Consider the following 18,979-nt stretch of genomic DNA (forward strand, 5'->3'; position numbering starts at 1 on the left):
CCATCCTTATTTTTGGTTTGAATGTTTGCGAATTGCAATTTTGATATAATAAAGAATATAACAGCCAAGTACAAAAGGTATCATATAAAATAGTGCCGGCCGTTGTGTTGGATCAAAGATAATTAAAACGCAAGATAACAAGCTCGTTAAAAAAGCTGCCCAAGGAACTATGGGATACCACGGAGTTCTAAATTTCAATTCATTTACTGAATGACCACTCCTAATCCAAAATTTACGAAAATTGATTTCACTTAGTGCGATTGCCATCCAAACTAACACCACCGCTAAGCCTGAAATCGAAACCAGCACCAAATATACTGTTGAAGCAGCTATAACGCTGGATAAAAGTGCTAAAAGACCTCCCAACATACTAGCTATCAAAGCAAATAGCGGGACCCCGCTAGCAGTTGTCCGACCAAAAAATGAACTAATCATCTTTTCATGAGCTAATGACCAAAGCATCCGAGTTGATGCGTACAGTCCAGAATTTGCTGCTGATAAAATAGCTGTTAAAATTACAAAATTCATTAGATCACCAGCAAATGGCAAACCAATACTTTTAAATACTAATACAAATGGGCTTTGGACAACCCCTGCTTGCTTCCAAGGAATCAAAGTTGCCATCACTGTAATACTGCCAATAAAGAAAATAATTAGTCTCCAAAGAGTGGTGCGAATTGCTTTAGGAATTGTAGTCGCTGGATCTTTTACTTCTCCTGCAGTGACTCCAATCAGCTCTGTTCCAGAAAAAGCAAAATTAACTGTCAACATCGTCGTAAAAACACCTTTAAAACCAGTTGGGAATAATCCATCGGCATACAAATTATGAAATAACGGTCGTGGCGTATATCCTGTTACTGGAAAGACTCCAAAAATAGCCAGCAAACCAATTCCAATAAAAAGAACAATTGCTAAAACTTTAATACTGGCAAACCAAAATTCTGTTTCTGCAAAAAACCTAACAGAAAAAGCATTTGAAACAAAAATTACAATCATAAATAATAAACTCCAGATCCACGTTGGTGAATGGGGAAACCAATTTCGCATAATCAAACCCGCGGCGGTAAATTCTGAGCCTAAAGCTACCGTCCAAGTAAACCAATAAAGAATTGCTACTGTAAATCCCGTACTTGGCCCAATAAATCGGTCAGCATAAACATGAAAAGATCCTGTTTGCGGCAAAGCAACTGAAAGTTCCCCTAAACAGAGCATCACTAAATAAACGATCACCGCCCCAATTGCATACGCTAAAATTGTACCAACCGGTCCAGCTTGATGTATCGTATAACCTGAGCTTAAGAAAAGACCAGTTCCGATTACTCCTCCTAAAGAGATCATTAATAAATGCCGTGCTTCCATTTTACGTTTTAATGTTTCATGTTCAACTTTCATTATTCATCATCCCTTGTTTTTCTCGCTAAATAAAAAATCGCCCCAATTTGGGACGATTTATCGTGGTACCACCCGGTTTTATCGCATACTGCGACCTCACTGTAAAGACTAACATACTTAGCGATAACGGGCCTACGTTCTGTCAGCTTGCACTACCAGAAAAAAATTTGAGTTCATCTTCACTTGATATTTTCAACCGTTCTTACACTATCAACGTTCGCTTATCTGAAATTATCAAGCTACTCTTCTCAGCTATTTTTTATATTAAGTTATCAAAAATCATAGATTATAAAGCAACTAATGTCAACCTAATTCTGTTAAATCCGCACAGTGGTATTTCCCAGTTTGGCAATTAATTTCATATTCTCCCGATAATCAACTGGTACAGCAATTACATGAACACCAGTCTTAGCCGCAACGGCTTCTTGCAAGAACTTAGCATATTCTCCTGGCTGAGTTACTTGATATCCGTGGGCCCCGAAACTCTCAGCATATTTGACAAAATCTGGATTATCAAAATCAACTCCATTATGATGCTGAATTTCCATATCCATTTTCCATTTGATCAAACCATAAGAATGATCTTCCCAAATTACAATAATCAAATGTAATTTTTCACGGACAGCTGTTTCAATTTCTTGCGAATTCATCAAGAAACTGCCATCCCCCATTACTGCAACAACAACTTTATCCGGTCGTGCTAATTTGGCACCAATTGCTCCTGGCAACGTCCATGCCATTGTTGACAGTCCATTATCAATTAAACAAGTGTTAGATAAGTATGTCTGATACAATCGTGCCATCCACATTTTGACTGCTCCGGTATCAACTAAAACAACAGCATCATCCGGTAATTGTTTACGAGTTTGATAAACAACCGTTTGTGGTTTAAGCGGAACTTGATGGCTGTTAGCACCATTAACCAATTCGTCATGAATTAATTGCCGAATTCCAGAAATTTGGTGAGAAAAGTGAATATCTTGCAACCGTAAAGCTTGTATCAGTGCCTGCAAGCTAGCCCGGATATTAGCAATAATATTAACTGTAACCGGATAGTGACTATCGACATCTTGACGAAACATATTAATATGGATAATTTTTTTATTCCGTTTAGGATTAATCTTTTGGGGATCAAACTGCTGAATTGAAAAGCCAATTGAAAGAATCAAGTCAGCTTGATCAATAGCAAAGTTTTCATAGTCCTTGCGCATAAAACCAACTACACCCAAAGCATTTTTGTGACGATCAGAAATGACCCCTTTGCTCATAAAGGTCGTCACAACAGGAATATTCAGTAATTCACTCAATTCGCGAACTTCTTGTTCAGCATGTTTCCATAAAACGCCATCCCCGGCTAAGATAATCGGGTGCTTAGCTGCCGCGACCAATTCAACCGCCTTTTCAATGTCGCTAATTGTCGGTTGGGTAATTGATAACGGATCAATTGCCAAAGGATGAATCCCCTCAGCAACTGATTGTGTTTCAATATCTTGTGGCAAGGCAAGGTAAGAAGCACCCGGACGATCACGTTTAGCAGTTGAGAAAGCCTTTCGAACCATTTCTGGTACAGCCCGCGGTGTTAACACCATATCTGCATACTGCGTGATTGGTTTAAACATGCTGACTAAATCGATTACTTGATGCGACTCCTTATGCAGCCGCGTCAAACCACCTTGAGCACTGATAGCTACCAGCGGTGTCGAATTACTCTCAGCATCGGCTACCCCCAGCATTAAATTAATTGCTCCCGGTCCCAAAGTAGCAATACAAACACCGGGCATTCCCATTAAGCGACCATAAGTGCTAGCCATAAAAGAAGCTCCCTGCTCGTGCCGAGTTAATACAAAATGGATTTTTTCCGACTTATTCAATTCGTTAACCAAGTTAATATTTTCTTCGCCCGGAATTCCGAATACATACTTTACATTCTCATTTTCCAAACATTCAACCAACAAACGTGCAGTCGTTTCTTTTTCCGTCACTTTTAATTCCTCACTTAATCAAATTTAAAATGAAACTCAGTCATTTTACTTTTAATCTTATCATTTTTGACTGAATAAATTAATGATTTTTAGTAGGAGATTCTTGTTTTTTTCTAAAAAAAGGCTTATGCTATATTTAAATATGAACATATGCTCATGTTAGAATTGAAAGAAGGGATTTTTATGGATCATCAAACAAGCGGCGGCCGTTTTTTCACTGTTACTTTACTAAACATTATTATTACTTTGTTTGAATTGATTGGCGGCTTACTATCAGGTAGTTTAGCTTTGCTTTCTGATGCATTTCATAACTTTGGGGATGCTTTTTCGGTTATTTTGAGTTATGTCGCCAATCGAATTGGAAAACGTTCGCCGAATGCTGCTAATACATACGGCTATCGCCGAATTGAAATTTTGACGGCTTTATTAAATTCAGTTTTATTGATTGCTGTTTCTATCTTTTTATTAGTAGAGGCAATTCGTCGCTTGATTCATCCGCAAAATGTGGCTGGAGGAATTATGTTTTGGGTCGCAATTATCAGTTTCTTAGCAAATACCTTAGCAACACTGCTGCTTAATCGGGATTCAAAACACAATTTAAATATTCGTGCGACCTATCTGCATTTATTAAGTGATGCTCTGGCATCCATCGGTGTTATTATCAGTGCCAGTTTAATCTTTTTCTTCAAGGCCAACTGGATTGATCCATTGATGACTTTATTAGTGTCAGGATATATTATTTACGAATCACTGCCGATCGTCCGGCAAACTTTTGTTATTTTAATGGAAGGTGCTCCTGAAATCGACTTTAAGCAAGTTGAACACGATCTACTGCAGATCCCTCATGTTAAAGGGGTTCATCATTGTCATGCTTGGCAGATCGACGAGAACCAAATCGTAGTTTCTTTACACTTGAACTTGGAAGACTTGCCATTAAGCCAGACTGAAAAAATCTACGCTCAAGTTGAAAAAATCTTAAAAACTAAGTACCAGATCGCGCATGTTACCATTCAAGCAGAGTGCGATCGCGGAAAAGGTGAAAAATTGTTTTTGACTGGACAGGCTGATCATCAATAATTTATTTAACTACACAAAAACAGGGATTGTGACAAGACAGTTGTTTTATCACAGTCCCTGTTTCTATGATTAAACCAATTTTTTACAAAACTGTTTTAATCTTAGCCAAGACTTGCTCATAATCTGGTTCATGTGTCATTTCTTTAACTAGTTCACGATAAATGATCGTACCATTTTTATCCAACAACCAAATACTGCGGGCATCGATCCCCGCCGTTTCAATATAAAGTCCTAATGCCAAACCAAATTGATGCTCCTGATCAGATAACAATTTAATCTTGCTGACTCCCTCAGCTGCGCACCAATTTTTTTGTTGTTCAGGTGTATTAGTCGAAACAGTCAAAAAATTAATTGCCGGAAAATTATCGACTTGCTGATTAAATTTTTTAGTCGACAGACTGCAAACTCGTGTATCAATATCCGGAACCACACTAATCAAAGTGTACTTTCCCTTGACATCAGCCAAGCTGACAGTTCCATCCGGTTCGGCTGCAAGCTTAAAGTCTGGAAAATCCGTTCCAACAACCGGCGGCTGACCATTAGTGACAACCGTTTTTTCATGCATCGTAAATTCCACAGAACCACACTCCTAATAATCAATAGTTTTTCGGAACTGTTTTAATTATACAATAGTTTTCCTTATTCAAGGTGCCACATGCCTAAGCGCTATCGTTTCTGAAAAAGCAAACAATCATTAATCGCGCACAATTTAATTCAGGTGATCATAAGTATATAATGAAGACTATAATCTTTTTTAAACAAGGTGGGATTGCGATGAAAAAACTTGGTTTAGTTGGTGGCATGGGGCCAGTATCAACCATTGACTATTATCAGAGATTGGTTGCCGGCTTTCAAAAAAAATATCCAGTAGCTTGTCCGCCAATTATTATTGACAGTTTAGATGTTTTTAAATTATTAAAACTTGAAGAAGCAAATCAACGCACACAATTAATTAAAATCCTTCAAGCTAGTCTGACAAACTTAGCGGCTGCCGGAGCACAGTATGCTGCTCTAACTGCCAATACTCCGCATATGATTTTTTCAGAGTTAGCAGCTGTTTCTCCAATCCCTTTGATCAGTATCTTAGATCCGGTTTGTCAAGCCATCCACCAAAAAGGACAAAAAAAAGTGGCTCTCTTGGGAACCAAAATGACGATGGAATTGCCCTTTTATTCGCAAAAATTAGCAGCTGCCGGAATTGAAGCTGTTATTCCACAATCGGAACAAATTACTGTCATTCAGCAGATCATTGCTACCGAGTTGGAAAGAGGAATCGTCAAACCCGAAAGTAAGCAAACTCTCTTAAAAATTATTGCCAATTTAACACAAGAATATAACATTGAAGGTGTCATTCTAGGCTGTACAGAATTGCCGCTGATCCTAAAACAAGCTGATTGCCAGTTAACAATCTATGATACGGTTGAACTGCATATCAATCAGCTATTGAAACAAATGTTTAACTAGTCGGAAATCAATATAAAATTCCTTCCAATAAGATCTTATTCAATGCTAAAATAGCATCGTGGAAGTCCAGTTTGCGCTGATCCAAGAAATTTCCTTGAACTAATTTACGAATTGCTTGCTGCAAAGTTATCAGCAAGACTTTCTTTTCAGTAACCGTTAAAATTCTGACTTGCGGGTTATCCAACAGTATCTCGAAAACGCGACTGCCGAGCTCATCCAATCGTTGATTAACGTACTCCCACTGTTCAGGATAATTACTGCTAAAAGCTGCAGAACTTCTCAATAATTTGTCCAAATCGTAAATATCAGGAAAGGCTTGTAATCTTTGTTGCAAAATTTCTAGTGATGATGGATGGGGATTATCTAATTGACAAATCGGACTGCTTTGACTGTTATCCAGCAAATCATCGAAAACATAATCAATTGTTTGCTTTAAAAGATTAGCTTTGCTGGAAAATTGTTGATAAATTGTTCGTTTGCTGACTTTTAGCTTTTCAGCCAGCTCATCCATTGTAAAATTCAAGTCCTTTTCTTCAATTAAGTGTAACACGATCTCGTAAGCTTGCTTTGCTTCCACTTTTACCACCAACCGATTTCTGAACCAAATTTATCTTCAGAGCATCTATTACTCTAATCTATATTTTAACATTAGATACTCCCTATGATAATATCTTCATCTAATTAATTAGGAGCTGATCAATTGAATTCGCAAAAATTATCACAATTAGGAATTACCAATCTCCGTGACATCGGTGGCTATCCCGCTGCCGAGGGACGGTTAAAAGCTGGAGTATTTTTCAGGAGCGGTGAATTATACCAACTCCCTACCGAAACTACCACCGCTTTACACCAACAGTTAGCTATCAAGAAAATTTTTGATTTTCGCCGACCAGCAGAAATCAAGAATCGTCCTGACAGTTCCATTCCAACTGCTGCTTATCAAAATATTAATTTATTAGCTATTCCTGCTCAAGCTAATCCGAGCTTACGGAATATGGTCATTAACCCGCACATGGATCATTATATGTTTTCCGTTTATTCTGAATTGGCTTTGAGTGATTCTGCTCGCAATGGCTATCAATTGTTTTTAAACGAGCTTTTAACATTAAAACAACCTTTGATCTTCCATTGCTTTGCTGGTAAAGATCGGACAGGATTTGCTGCCGCCTTATTGTTAAAAATTGCCGGCGTCAATAAAGATGATATTTTTAACGACTATCTAGCGACCAATCAAGCTCGCCGGCAAGCTAATCAAGAAATTTTGAATGAATTTGCCGACCGGCTCAGTCCAAAAAAATTATCAGCACTGAAAGTTTCTTTAAATGTTCGCGCAGAATATCTGCAGCATGCTTTTTCCGAGATCGAACAGCATTACGGCAGCTTCAACAATTACCTAACTACCGGTTTGCAATTATCACCTGATTACGTAACTAAATTTCGGCAACAATTTATCGAGTAAAAACGGTATTATTGCTTGAACCAGCAAATAATTTTTCCAAATAAAAAAACGGAACCGCGGCAAAATAATGTTTTGTCCAGTTCCGTTTTTTATTTGTAAATTACTATACTTTAAAAAGTTAGTTAATTGCAACTAAAAGCTGGTAATTTAACTGACTTTGGTTATATTTATTCACCAAAAACCTTAAAGCGCTGATCATCTGCCAAAAACTGTTTTTCTCCAGCCGGAGCTTCAATTGAACCAAATGGCATTTCAGCACGCAAAATCCAGCCAGCTGGAACATCGAATGCTTGGCGGACTTGGTCATCAATTAATGGATTATAATGCTGCAGGCTAGCTCCCAAACCGGCTGCTGTCAAAGCCAACCAAATATTCTGTTGAGCTCCACCAATACCTTGTTCTGACCAATCTTGGAAGTTATCAGCATATAATGTAAATTTATCTTCATGTGCTTTGACCGTCGGGTGATCAGTAAACAATAAAACTGTCCCAAAACCGGCTTTAAAAGTAGCAATCTTAGCTTTAGTTTTAGCATAAGCTGCTTCATCTGGCACTTCACTTTTCAAACGGTCAGCCACAATATCCCAAACTTTTTCTGAAGCTGTTCCGTATAAAATAATTGCCCGAGTTGACTGATTATTAAAGGCAGTTGGTGATTGACGAACAGCTTCTTCAATAACTGCTGTCAATTCAGCTTTCTTTTGCGTAACATTCCGGCCTAAGCTATAAATCGACCGACGCTTTTTTAATAAATCTAAAAATGATTGACTCACTTTCCAAAACACTCCTTCAAATAGCATTATACAATATAGCGGCTATTTTACAGATATTTTGTAAGTATGTCAACTAACGCTAAATAAAATTACAGCAAAATCCCTACGCTATAGTGAATAATCATCGTGACAATTCCCACAAGCAAATTGCGACAAATTGCTACTTTGATCAATCCATTACCTAATCTGGCACTCAGATAACCCGTCAAGGCTACTGACAAGCAAACTGCCAAAATTGTTGCTGGCCATTGAAAGGCAACTGGTGCCAAGGTCATAGCTGCTAAAGGAAAGATTCCACCGATCGCTGCTGAAAATAATGATGAAAAAGCGGCACTCCATGGGTTCATGTACTTATTCAGCCGTAAACCATATTTAACATTAATTATCGTTTCCAGTGGCTTCTTACTCATTAGATCAGCGGCAATTTCAGCAGCTGTTTCCTTAGTAACTCCTTTACCTTCATAATAAGCTGCTACAGTTGCTAATTCTTGCTCGAAGTCGGTTTTTAGTAGCTGCCGTTCAGTTGCGACAGCCGCTTTTTCGGTATCCTTTTGTGTGCTGACTGACGCGTATTCGCCAGAGGCCATTGAAAATGCACATGCCAACAAATCAGCCACTCCAGCAATGAAAATTGTAAACTGATTCGGAGTTGCAACTGCTACACTGAATAAAACCCCAACAACCGTTAAAATCCCATCATTTGATCCTAGTACACCGGCACGTAAAGTGTTCAGTTTTTCTTCCATAGTTGCTTTCGATCTTTTTTTCATTATAAATGGAATAACTGTCTTTTGTATCGATTCCATAACTATCACCTTCCAATTAATGTACCAATGCCGTACGTAACCAGCATTGTCAACATTCCTGACAAAACATTGCGCAGTATCCCACGCTTAGGATTTGAGCCTCCTAAAACCGCTGCTCCGTAGCCGGTAATCACCAAGGCCAAGACCACAGCTAGAAAAGTTGCTGCAATTCTAGTTTCTGAAGAAAAAACCAAAATTGCTACTAACGGTAAAATCGATCCTAAAGGAAAAGCAATCATTGAGGCTAAAGCAGCCGCATACGGGTTAGTAAATTCCTGTGGATTAAATCCATAATGTTCCCGAACGGTTGTTACCAGCGGGTCATGTTCCATCATTTCTCGAGTAGCTTTTTCAGCCAATTCTTCTTTGATTCCTTGTTTAAGATAACGCTGTTTAACGTAATTAAATTCACCTTGATAATCCAAACTTAATGCGGATTTTTGTTCAATAACTGCTTTTTTTTGAGCATCTTTTTGTGTATTAACAGAAACATATTCTCCCATTGCCATTGAAACAGTTCCAGCCAGCATACCGGCAAGACCAGAAATGAAAACACCATAACTGCTAGCGTTAGCTCCGGCAACTCCAATAACAATTCCTGCAACTGACAAGATGCCGTCATTTGCACCCATAACTGCAGCACGCATGACGTTGACCTTTTGAGCCAAAGATTTTTTTTGCTGCATGTTCGTCCCCCTCTTAGTTTAGAATAATTATAATTTAGTAATTATTATATTCTTGTAAAATGAAAAAGTAAACCAAGCAGCGATTAAAAATTAGAAAAAAAAGACTGTGACAAAATTAATTTTGCCCAGTCTTGTTCTGTCTATGGATAAGTTTGTATTCAAAATTCATATTTTTAGTTAGTATATATTGTTCAAAATAAAATTCTGTTCGAATCTAATAACAAGCTTCAAAAAAATCATCACCTAACAATTTTTCAATTTAAGCATTTTTACTGTTATCAATTTTTTTAAGCGCCGCATAATCTTGGATTAGTTGTTGCAGCTGTTCTCGGGCAACACTGGCACCAAACACCGGACTGCCGGGTTCAAGCAAGCTGCCAGCTGCCAGTTGACCAATATCAACCGGATCAAAGCCAAAATCATTAACAATTTCTGCTACCTGTTGTTTAGCCGCCACGTGATCACCAGCAAGGGCAACTGCCTTACGATTATCACTTCCCGCTGGCAAAGCCTGATCAGCAAGGTCATGATAACCAATATGATTAAGTGCCTTGATTACTTGGCTATCTTTTAGCTGTTGTTGAATCATTTCACTACTGGAAATACCCGGCAGCAGTAATTCAGTCGCTGGGCCGTCAGTCGGTTCCCAATAATTAGTTGCATCAATGACGATCTTGCCGGCAAAATCTGCCGGTTGCAATGTTTGATACTGATGAAGTGGCAAAGCTAAAATTATCAAATTTGCTTGTTGAGCAACTGCTGCTGTTGTTAAAGCTTTAGCTTGCGGCAATAGCACCGAAATAATCAATTCAATTTTGCTGGGAGCTCCTGAACCGGAAATCAAAACTTGATAACCTGCTTTTTGGGCTAATTGACCTAAAACTGTTCCTAGTTTACCGGCACCGATAATCCCAATTTTCATTTTATTCCTCCTCTGCCAATAGTTCACGAACTCTTGGTACCACTTGCTGAGCGTATAATTCAATCAATTTCATCCGCTGAGCAGCTGGTAAACCGCCAGCTCCGTATGCTAATTCAAACCGGCTGACACCAAGTTGTTTAATCGTCCGTGCTAAACGCTGAGCAACTGTTTCCGGTGAACCTACATAAAATGAACCTTCATTAATCTCAAAATTAAATTGTTCTTGACCCATCGGAGCCCAACCGCGTTCTTGACCTACCTTGACAAAACTTTCGCGCAAATATTTCCAAGCCAATTCTTTAGCCTCATCGTCCGTAGCAGCAATTAAACCATGAGAATGGACTGCTAAAGGTTGAATTGGCTGTTGATACTGGTCAGCAGCACGTTGATAAAGCTGAACATACGGCAAAAAGCGTTCCGCGCGCCCACCGATAATCGCCAACGTTAGCGGAAACCCATACTTGGCAGTTCGCACAACTGATGCCGGTGTACCACCCACTGCTATTCGCACCGGCAGAGCTTGTTCCGTTTTAGGAAAAACATCCATTTGTTTCAGAGATGAACGAGTTTTGCCGCTCCAAGTTACTGGTCGTTCTTTCAGCAACTCTGCGAATAAACTTAATTTGTCCTCAAATAATAAATCATAGTCACGCAAGTCATAACCATATAACGGGAAAGATTCTAAAAATGAACCACGGCCTAGCACTACTTCCGCACGGCTGTTTGATAATGCTGCTAACGTAGCAAATCGTTCATATACTCGCACCGGATCATCCGAACTTAAAACGGTGACCCCTGAAGCCAAAGTAATCTGTTTGGTCCGCGCTGCTAACGCCGCCAAAACCACATCCGGACTGGAAATTGCATAATCCGCACGATGATGCTCACCTAAAGCGATTACCTTTAATCCCAATTCATCAGCTAAAACACCTTCAGCAACTACTTGTCGAATTGCAGCTGCTTGTGACAGTAATTGTCCAGATGCCGATAACGGAATATCACCAAAAGAATCTAAACCAAAATCAATTTTTGCTGGATCAAATTTTTGTTTTGTCATTTTTCGTCCCTCAACTTATTTTTAATAGGTAAAATATACTTGAAACAAACGTTTCTTGTCAAAATATCCAACTTATAGTTATTTTTACAAAAAGTCATTCAACCATAAAGCTTTATTCACAATTTCTTCAAAAAGTCCGCTTATAGTATAAACATAGTCTTGAAAAATAAAAATAAGCCAAGACTTAATTCATATCTTTCTCTACTCCCTTTTTCTCTGCAGCCACTCCCCCAAGGACTGCAGAGTTTTTTTGAACAAAATTGTTGCTTTTTTTGTAACAAGTGTTATAGTAGAAATATAGAAGTTGACTTACAAAAAATAAGGAGTGACATTTTAATGACAAAAACAATTGGATTAATCGTTGGCAGTCTTAGAAAAAAATCATTTACACGAGCAGTGGCAGAACAGATGGCAGCTCAATTACCAGCAGGCTTTGAAGTTAAGCCAATCGACATCAGCAAATTAAATCTTTATAACCAAGATTTGGATGATGAAAACCGCGCACCGCAGAACTGGACTGATTTTCGTAATGAAATGAAAACTGTCGATGCTGTAATCTTTGCTACACCTGAATACAACCGTTCTGTTCCTGGCGTATTAAAAAATGCTTTGGATGTTGGTTCACGTCCTTATGGTGCAAGTGTTTGGGACAAGAAACCAGCTATTATCTTGAGTGTTTCACCAGGTGCTATCAGCGCATTCGGTGCTAACCATCATTTACGTCAGTCCCTGGTCTTCTTGAATATGCCAACAATTCAGCAGCCTGAGTTGTATATCGGTAATGTCACAAATATCTTAGACGACGATCTAAAAATTACTAATGAAGGTACACTGAAGTTTTTAGGCGGCGCAATGCAGACTTTTGCTGAATTCATTAACAAATTAGCTTAATTAACATTAACATTCGCACTCTCTAACTAAAACCGGCAGTTCACAATAATTGTGAGTTGCCGGTTTTGTTGTTACTTTATTATGTCCTTAAATTATTTATTTTGCTAATTATTGCGATGTAAAGAAGCGCTTTAATTGAAGAAAAAGTTGTGGTCACGTACAATTAATGAAGAAGGAGGTCTAATTAAATGATAAAAGAAAAGTACGATTTCCCTGCTACTTTACAACACCTAAACCAGCTGGTGGCTGATTTAAGTCAGTTGCAAGTTAATGTTCAACAAACACATTGGTACATGCGCGGCTCTGAATTCTTTCGTTTGCATCCGTTGATGGATGACTATAAAGATCAATTGGCAGATCAATTGGATACTATCGCTGAACGAATTATTGCTTTGGGTGGTTCACCACTGGCAACAACCCATGAGTTTATTGAACACACTAAGCTTCCTGATGAAGAAATAACTTGGGGGCAATACAAACTACCCGAATTAATGAAGCGCTTGCTTGAACAGTTCAAATATCTTCGTGATCAATATCAACAAGGTATCGAAATCACTGATGAAGAAAAAGATTTCCCGACACAAGATATTCTAAATGGTTATAAAAGTGATTTGGATAAAATTATTTGGATGATTAGCGCTTTCCTTGATCAAGCGCCTTTAAACGATTAAAAATTATATATCCTATCTCAACTGAAAGTGATCAAATCGATCATTTTCAGTTTTTTTGTGCTCTTAACAGTTCAATCAGTAAATATTTTGATTATTCATAATAAGTTTTAAACGTTCTAATTTATGTAAAATTGCGCTATAATAAATTTGAAATATTCTTTTCTAAGAACTATATAAAAACACTGCCCGTTATCACAGCGGACAGCCATTTAACTGGAGGTGTCTGCAATGAAAGTTGCAATTTTTTCGACTTGTATCGTTGATCTGATGTTTCCTAACATTGGTCAAGCGATGGTCGAGGTGCTCGAAAGATTCGGCTGTGAAACCAGTTTCCCATCCAAACAAATCTGCTGTGGTCAGCCTACATATAATAGCGGCTATCACAAAGAAACTCAAAAAGTATTCCACAATGAAGTTGATGCTTTAATGAGTTCCGATGCTGACTATATCGTTGGGCCCGCTGGTTCCTGTGTTGCTATGCTGCGCGAATATAAAAACTTGCTTAAAGATGACCCGCAATATGCTGATAAAGCTGCGGCCATGGCCGATAAGACCTATGAATTCTCGCAGTTTCTCTATCGAATACTAGGTGTCCGCGATGCCGGCGCTCAACTAGATGCCGTTGCCACTTATCATCGTTCCTGTCATATGACTCGTTTATTACGTGAACGGCAAGCTCCTTACGAACTACTGTCCAATGTCAAAGATCTGCAAGTAGTTCCATTGCCGCGCGCTGAAAACTGCTGTGGTTTCGGGGGAACCTTTTCCGTTAAGGAACCACAAATTTCGCGGCAGATGGTCGATGAAAAAGTCAACGATATCCTTAGCACCAAAGCCTCAGTCCTCATCAGTGCTGACCCCTCCTGCTTGATGAATATCGCCGGCCGCTTTAGTCGTCGAAACGAAAAAATCAAGATCATGCATATTGCTGAAGTATTAAATCACAATGTTGACCCAGCTCGAATCCGTTTCGCTGATCAGCCAGTAAATGTCTAAGGAGGCAGCAAAATGGCAACACTTTCAACCAGCAATGAACCATTTTTAACCAGAATCAAAGAATCAGAAGCTGATAAATTCATGCAAAAATCTGTCGCTAAAGCGCAAGACGCCCAGTGGGAAAAACGGCCAGCTTCACGTAAAGAACTTGGTCATTGGGAGGATTGGCGCAATCTAGGCGAACAAATCCGACAGCATGTGATCAAATATTTACCAGATTATCTGGAAGAATTCAGCGATAATGTTGAAAAACGCGGTGGTCATGTTTTCTTTGCTCAAACTGATAAAGACGCCGTTGCATACATCAAAAAAATTGCTCAGCAAAAACAAGCCCATAAGATCGTTAAATCAAAATCAATGGTTACCACCGAAATCAATTTGGATAAAGAACTGCTGAAGCTACCAGATACTTCAGTCTTAGAGACCGACTTGGCTGAATTTATTCTTGAAGAAGATAATTGGGATGAACCGACCCATATTGTTTTTCCAACTTTGCACAAAAATCGTGATCAAATTCGAAAAATTTTCCAAAAACTTGGTTATAAAGGCAGCAACGAGCCAGGTGAAATGGCTAAATTTGCTCGCCATTATCTGCGTCGCTCCTTCTTGGAAGCTGATTTGGGTATTACCGGCTGTAATTTTGCGATTGCTGATCAGGGTATGATCAACTTGGTTACTAATGAAGGTAATGCTGATCTGACGATGGCCATCCCTGACACTCAAGTCGTGGTAATGGGCATGGAGCGGATCGTTCCCAGTCTCAAAGAAGCCGAAGTAATGGATAATATGCTTTCACGCAGCGCGGTTGGTCAAAAACTTACCAGCTACTGTACCTTTGCCGGACCACAAACTGCTGATGAAAGCGATGGTCCTAAAGATTTTTATGTTGTTATCTTAGATAATGGTCGCTCGAAAGCTTTGGGAACCGATTTTGAACCAGCATTACAATGTATCCGTTGTGGTTCATGTTTGAACGTTTGTCCGGTTTATCGGCATATTGGCGGGCATGGTTATGGCTCGATCTATCCCGGACCGATCGGAGCAGTTTTATCTCCAATTCTGGGAGGATATGAGAAATTTAAAGATTTACCATTTGCCTGCAGCTTAAATGCTGCCTGCACTGATACTTGCCCAGTAAAAATTCCATTGCATAAGCTCCTGATCAAACATCGCGAAGTCATGATGGACAAGATGAAGATCGATCACAGCTTTAACAACGTATTAATGAAAGGTGCCGGAGTAGCAACTGCAACTCCGATCGTCTTTAATATTGCTTTGAAAGGCGGTTACCTTGGATCAGCACCTTTAGCTAAAAAGAGTAAGACCTCCGTTGACAATTTCTTCCATTATGGTCATATTGAATGGGCTCCCAGTTTAGCTAAGGGCTGGACTGATGTTCGTTCATTGCCGCGACCTGCCAAAGGTTCAGAGAATTTCCGCAGTTGGTATAAAAAACATCAAGCCGCTAAACAAGCTCAAGCAAAGGAGGAGCATGATAATGGATAAGGCAAACCGAGAAGCTTTTTTAAATAATATTGCTACTCATGCTAAACGCCCGCGTCATCAATTAGCTAATCACCCATTTAAGCCATTGAACAATTTGCCGGAATCAACACTTTCTGGCAAAACTCAAGATCAACTGCTGGCGATTGCTCGACACAGCAGTGAAGAAGTTCACGTTGATTTTCGAACTACTGCTAAAGAAAATCTAGCTGCTGCAATTAACGATTATCTGCAACACAAAAATATTCAGCATTTGATTTTGCCAACAACTGACCTTTGGCAAAAATTCAGTTTGGCTGACTGGCAGAATCAACGTTCAACCGAACATACCGCTTATTGGGAACCTAGAGCTGATCGGCAAACTAATGTTCAACGAGCTCAAAATGCTGATGGTGCTATCGGTTTTGCTGATTTTCTGTTGGCTGAATCCGGAACCATCGCTGTTGCAACCGTTCCCGGTCAAGGTCGTGCATTTCATTTTTTGCCGACTCATTATCTAAGTATTATTCCAAAAAGTCGAATCGTTCCACGCAGTCGGCAAGCAATGCTTTATTATGAACAGAAAATCAAGAGTGGTGAATTAACAACTTCCAACATTAATCTAATCACAGGACCATCCAACTCCGGTGATATTGAAATGGTGCTGGTAGTGGGAGTTCATGGACCGCTTGATATGACTTACATGGTTGTTGAAGATTTATAATTATTCCAACTTATTTGTTTAGCCAACACAAAACTGTGTCAAATCAATTCTTGACACAGTTTTTATTATTTATTATGAACTAAAATAATCCAATTAAACATGTGCGTGTTTAATTGGATCAGATCTAACTTATTGATTATTAAAAGTACCTACAGATGCCCAACGAGTTTTAATAAAAGATTCAGCAAGTTTATCTAATGAATCTCTCTTAAATTGTTTAACTGGGACTGTTAAATCTAAAATAATTCCTTTACTGTGATAATATTTTGCCATCCATTCATTTTCCCAATGTTCATTTGGTTGACCGCCACTTTCTAGATAGGCAGTCCCCAAGTATGGATTATACCCGGTTTTTATGCCTCTAATTCCTGGAACCTTGGCAAATTTGTTAGGATGGGCCTCTATAATTTCAGTTTCTGTCCTAAAACTATCAGAAGCTCCCAAGAATTCATCTGTTAATCTTAAATATCCTGGAATTGTTATTATTAAACAAACTAAATTTAACCCAATAACTGCCGTCATAGTCAGTTTAGGCAGATAGTTTCGTAAAAATTCTAATAGCATTATAATACCAGCTATACCAAAGATCGTAGCTCCATACCAAGTTCTACCTGGCAACTGTGGTGAGAGAAATAATGCTACTACTGATACCCCAGCAGCCCCAAAAGAAATGAGTCCAGACAATAACAGATCATCACTTACGAAAGAAAGTCGTTTTTTCCGCACAATATAATAGCTGCCAGCAAACGCGACTATCATCAGTATTAATAAATATCTGCTATAGTTAATTGTTGTCCCCAAAACATTCAGAATTTGAAACGCATGACCTTTTTGGTTCAAAGCTTCTCCACTATTGTTCAGCAGCATGATCACCATTCCCAAAACAGTTGCTAAGAAGCTCCAATATTTATAACTCTGCCGATTTCCTAAGTCATCCGAAAGATAACTGATATAAACTAAAATAACAATAACTGGACCGATGTTTTCATTAGAAGCACCGGATAAGATTCCTAATAAAATCATCACTGCTGTAAAGAAATGCGGTGACTTAACTTGACTATCTTCCACATTCCAACGAAATGGCAACAAAAAAGCCAAGTAGATAGGTGTCATCCAGAGATAATTGCATGCACCAGACATCCAAAACATTGTATGCCCAAAATCAGGTACCAACAATCCTATCAATAAATATGTCAACAACAAAGATGATAACCGGATTTCACTGAATTTCCTTACAGTAAATAAATTTATTAAGACCCCTACTAATACAAAAACCAGGCTGTTAATAATATTAAAAACTATTTTAGGAAACTGCATTACTGCTTGAATGAAAAAGTCACCGACAAACCGGCCATTCCAAGTCTGTGTATGAACTACGACAGATACCAAAAGGTCCCAAAGGTTGTTAATACTGCTAGAATTTGCAGATGGCCATTCGCCATTGTACTGAAAATGGTAGAGAAAATCATCACCCATAAAACCAATTAGTTTATTTAAATGATAGAACAAGTATCCGGTCAGTAAGCATACGATCAACAACATTATAACTTTAATAGTTTTTAATGATCTTACCTTAGCCATTTTAGAACCCCTTGTTTCCAGGATTTATTAGTAACCATAATTCTGGGAAGCGCCCCTTTCTTCGTATCTCGATCATTATCAATGATCCCCATATTTAACGAAAATGTAACATAACCATGTTTTTGCAAATAATCTTGAATTCGATCAGTTGCTTTCCCATAAGGATAAGCATATAAATTAGATTTTATATGCAGTTTGTTTTGAAATTTCTCTTGTGACTCATGGAGATCTTTCTTAAATGCTTGATAGTTTTCTGGCAGCGTTAAAGCTGGTTTGTTGTCAACAAGATAGTGAAAATTATTACTATGAAAACCAAAAGTAACTAATTTAGACTTTTTGTTTAGTGACTGAATCTTAGACCAATCTTCCATTTGATTTCCACGATTGTAATTGCCAACTTGACCTGTAACAATAAACATTGTATATGGAATTCCTTGCTGTTCTAAAAAAGGAACTGCATTTTCAAAAATAGTCTGATCACAATCATCAAATGTAATTACTACATATTGATGCTTAAATTTTTTGCCTGACTTCATCATCATTTCTGCTGTTTTCATTGAAATAATTCTGGCATGATGTTGCTTTAAAGTTCTAATTTGGTGCTTAAAAGTCGGTAAAGTTACACTATACTCATGGATTTGATCGTTATTAGACAACTTCTTAGTGACATTTGTCAACGAATTATCCTTAACTATCCGGTGATAGCAAAGAATTTGGATTCCATTACGTTTTTCCTGATTTTTCGGAAAACTTCTCGTGGAGAGCTCACTTTTACTTTCGTTGTCAATAACCTTTTGCGAATATGCCAATTTGATACTGCATAACACCGCTACAACAAAAATCAGTATATAAACTATATGCCAACCGTTTTTAATGTTTTTCATGGATTTCTCGCCCAATCATTTTTTTATTCATGATAGCTAAAATATTAACAATAAGAATAATTAATCCTGTCCCCTTAATTGTTTGCATCAAGTTGCCCCAATTACAATTAAAAATTATATACTGATCAACAA

General features: G+C 38.3%; 19 protein-coding genes. 8 read left to right on the forward strand and 11 right to left on the reverse strand.

The window, feature by feature from the left end; all coding sequences use genetic code 11:
* Positions 1-6: 6 nt before the first annotated feature.
* Entirely contained in the window at positions 7-1,392 is a 1,386-nt protein-coding gene (locus FC89_RS08145) for an amino acid permease (RefSeq protein WP_057872065.1), read from the reverse strand.
* A 317-nt stretch (positions 1,393-1,709) separates the two neighbouring features.
* Positions 1,710-3,374: an acetolactate synthase large subunit gene (locus FC89_RS08150; RefSeq protein WP_057872066.1), complete on the reverse strand. Its 1,665-nt coding sequence runs from the start codon at positions 3,372-3,374 to the stop codon at positions 1,710-1,712.
* 183 nt (positions 3,375-3,557) lie between these two features.
* On the opposite strand from FC89_RS08150, the gene FC89_RS08155 reads away from it, so the two are divergent.
* On the forward strand, positions 3,558-4,451 hold the full coding sequence (locus FC89_RS08155; RefSeq protein WP_057872067.1) for a cation diffusion facilitator family transporter: 894 nt from the start codon (positions 3,558-3,560) through the stop codon (positions 4,449-4,451).
* 82 nt (positions 4,452-4,533) lie between these two features.
* Here FC89_RS08155 and tpx read toward each other — a convergent pair whose 3' ends face one another.
* Positions 4,534-5,028: a thiol peroxidase gene (gene tpx, locus FC89_RS08160; RefSeq protein WP_083485449.1), complete on the reverse strand. Its 495-nt coding sequence runs from the start codon at positions 5,026-5,028 to the stop codon at positions 4,534-4,536.
* 197 nt (positions 5,029-5,225) lie between these two features.
* Here tpx and FC89_RS08165 point away from each other — a divergent pair, with 197 nt between their 5' ends.
* The gene (locus tag FC89_RS08165; RefSeq protein WP_057872068.1) at positions 5,226-5,915 is read left to right on the forward strand and encodes an aspartate/glutamate racemase family protein; all 690 of its coding nucleotides are present in this window, start codon (positions 5,226-5,228) and stop codon (positions 5,913-5,915) included.
* A 7-nt stretch (positions 5,916-5,922) separates the two neighbouring features.
* Here the strand turns inward: FC89_RS08165 and FC89_RS08170 are convergent, their stop codons facing one another.
* Entirely contained in the window at positions 5,923-6,492 is a 570-nt protein-coding gene (locus FC89_RS08170) for a TetR/AcrR family transcriptional regulator (protein ID WP_057872069.1), read from the reverse strand.
* A gap of 123 nt (positions 6,493-6,615) precedes the next feature.
* Between FC89_RS08170 and FC89_RS08175 the strand changes: the two genes are divergently transcribed.
* The gene (locus tag FC89_RS08175; RefSeq protein ID WP_057872070.1) at positions 6,616-7,374 is read left to right on the forward strand and encodes a tyrosine-protein phosphatase; all 759 of its coding nucleotides are present in this window, start codon (positions 6,616-6,618) and stop codon (positions 7,372-7,374) included.
* Positions 7,375-7,541: 167 nt separating this feature from the next.
* Here the strand turns inward: FC89_RS08175 and FC89_RS08180 are convergent, their stop codons facing one another.
* From FC89_RS08180 to FC89_RS08200, 5 genes are all read right to left on the reverse strand, one after another.
* Positions 7,542-8,147 (reverse strand): nitroreductase family protein, encoded by a 606-nt coding sequence (locus FC89_RS08180; RefSeq protein WP_157060691.1) that lies wholly within the window; start codon positions 8,145-8,147, stop codon positions 7,542-7,544.
* 89 nt (positions 8,148-8,236) lie between these two features.
* On the reverse strand, positions 8,237-8,917 hold the full coding sequence (locus FC89_RS08185) for a VIT1/CCC1 transporter family protein (RefSeq protein WP_157060701.1): 681 nt from the start codon (positions 8,915-8,917) through the stop codon (positions 8,237-8,239).
* A 41-nt stretch (positions 8,918-8,958) separates the two neighbouring features.
* The gene (locus FC89_RS08190; RefSeq protein ID WP_057872073.1) at positions 8,959-9,639 is read right to left on the reverse strand and encodes a VIT1/CCC1 transporter family protein; all 681 of its coding nucleotides are present in this window, start codon (positions 9,637-9,639) and stop codon (positions 8,959-8,961) included.
* Between the two features lie 259 nt (positions 9,640-9,898).
* A complete protein-coding gene (locus tag FC89_RS08195; RefSeq protein ID WP_057872074.1) occupies positions 9,899-10,561 on the reverse strand; it encodes an NADPH-dependent F420 reductase in 663 nt (220 codons plus the stop codon).
* A 1-nt stretch (position 10,562) separates the two neighbouring features.
* Positions 10,563-11,618 (reverse strand): LLM class flavin-dependent oxidoreductase, encoded by a 1,056-nt coding sequence (locus tag FC89_RS08200; protein ID WP_057872075.1) that lies wholly within the window; start codon positions 11,616-11,618, stop codon positions 10,563-10,565.
* A gap of 336 nt (positions 11,619-11,954) precedes the next feature.
* Between FC89_RS08200 and FC89_RS08205 the strand changes: the two genes are divergently transcribed.
* The 5 genes from FC89_RS08205 (at position 11,955) to FC89_RS08225 (ending at position 16,382) form a co-directional block, all read left to right on the forward strand.
* A complete protein-coding gene (locus tag FC89_RS08205) occupies positions 11,955-12,509 on the forward strand; it encodes an NADPH-dependent FMN reductase (RefSeq protein WP_057872076.1) in 555 nt (184 codons plus the stop codon).
* 188 nt (positions 12,510-12,697) lie between these two features.
* Positions 12,698-13,180: a Dps family protein gene (locus FC89_RS08210; protein WP_057872077.1), complete on the forward strand. Its 483-nt coding sequence runs from the start codon at positions 12,698-12,700 to the stop codon at positions 13,178-13,180.
* Positions 13,181-13,408: 228 nt separating this feature from the next.
* The gene (locus FC89_RS08215) at positions 13,409-14,176 is read left to right on the forward strand and encodes a (Fe-S)-binding protein (RefSeq protein WP_057872078.1); all 768 of its coding nucleotides are present in this window, start codon (positions 13,409-13,411) and stop codon (positions 14,174-14,176) included.
* Positions 14,177-14,188: 12 nt separating this feature from the next.
* Positions 14,189-15,682 carry a LutB/LldF family L-lactate oxidation iron-sulfur protein gene (locus FC89_RS08220; RefSeq protein ID WP_057872079.1) on the forward strand — a complete coding sequence of 498 codons (1,494 nt, stop codon included), beginning with the start codon at positions 14,189-14,191 and terminating at the stop codon, positions 15,680-15,682.
* Positions 15,672-16,382 carry a LutC/YkgG family protein gene (locus FC89_RS08225; protein ID WP_187329664.1) on the forward strand — a complete coding sequence of 237 codons (711 nt, stop codon included), beginning with the start codon at positions 15,672-15,674 and terminating at the stop codon, positions 16,380-16,382. Before FC89_RS08220 ends, FC89_RS08225 begins: the two co-directional genes overlap by 11 nt.
* A 129-nt stretch (positions 16,383-16,511) precedes the next feature.
* Here the strand turns inward: FC89_RS08225 and FC89_RS08230 are convergent, their stop codons facing one another.
* Positions 16,512-17,963 (reverse strand): DUF3329 domain-containing protein, encoded by a 1,452-nt coding sequence (locus tag FC89_RS08230; RefSeq protein ID WP_057872081.1) that lies wholly within the window; start codon positions 17,961-17,963, stop codon positions 16,512-16,514.
* A complete protein-coding gene (locus FC89_RS08235; RefSeq protein WP_057872082.1) occupies positions 17,951-18,847 on the reverse strand; it encodes a polysaccharide deacetylase family protein in 897 nt (298 codons plus the stop codon). Before FC89_RS08235 ends, FC89_RS08230 begins: the two co-directional genes overlap by 13 nt.
* Positions 18,848-18,979 lie beyond the last annotated feature (132 nt).

It is taken from the genome of Liquorilactobacillus ghanensis DSM 18630 (assembly GCF_001435235.1).
Taxonomy (GTDB): domain Bacteria; phylum Bacillota; class Bacilli; order Lactobacillales; family Lactobacillaceae; genus Liquorilactobacillus; species Liquorilactobacillus ghanensis.